Annotated in this window: 2 protein-coding genes; both read left to right on the forward strand. The window is 67.4% G+C overall.

All coding sequences use genetic code 11. From position 1 onward, the window contains the following. Positions 1-612: aldo/keto reductase (locus tag JNK74_28960; protein ID MBL7650212.1), on the forward strand; the 612-nt coding region annotated here is incomplete at its 5' end. A gap of 10 nt (positions 613-622) precedes the next feature. Beyond that, a partial coding sequence (locus JNK74_28965) for a DUF1211 domain-containing protein (GenBank protein ID MBL7650213.1) occupies positions 623-693 on the forward strand: 71 nt, incomplete at its 3' end.

Genomic DNA, 693 nt, shown 5'->3' on the forward strand with positions numbered 1-693 from the left:
GCAGTATTCGTCACCACCAAGTTGTGGAATGACTTCCAGCGGCCCGGCGCGGTAGAGCCCGCCGTGCATCGCAGCTTTCAGGCTCTGGGCCTGGGCGCGCCCGACCTGATGCTGCTGCACTGGCCGGTGGTTGGCCAGCGCCTTGCCGCCTGGGCCGAACTGGAGCGCCTGCGCGACGCTGGGGCACTGCGCGCAATCGGCGTGTCCAACTTCATGGTGCGGCACCTGCAGGAATTGCTGGCCCACGCGCGCACCGTGCCAGCGGTGAACCAGCTGGAGCTGAGTCCCTTCCTGCAGCAGCGAGAGGTGCGCGCGCTGCGCCGGACCCACGGAATCGTGGTGCAGGCCTACAGCCCGCTCACCAAGGGCCGGCGGTTGGACCATCCGGTGCTGGTGCGCATCGCGCGCGAGATGCAGCGCAGCCCGGCCCAGGTGATGCTGCGCTGGGGTCTGCAGCAAGGCCTGGTGGTGCTGCCGAAGTCCACCCGGCCGGCGCGCATTCGCGAGAACCTGACCCTGTCTGACTTCGAACTGGCGGCCGGCCACATGGCCGCGCTGGACGAACTGGAAGAGAACCTGGTGACCGGCTGGAACCCCCAGTTGGCGCCGTGAAAGGACGACGTTGGAAAAGAATCGGCTCGAAGCCTTCAGCGACGGCGTGCTCGCCATCATCATCACGATCATGGTGCTGGA

This window comes from Candidatus Hydrogenedentota bacterium, assembly GCA_016791475.1.
Classification (GTDB): domain Bacteria; phylum Hydrogenedentota; class Hydrogenedentia; order Hydrogenedentales; family JAEUWI01; genus JAEUWI01.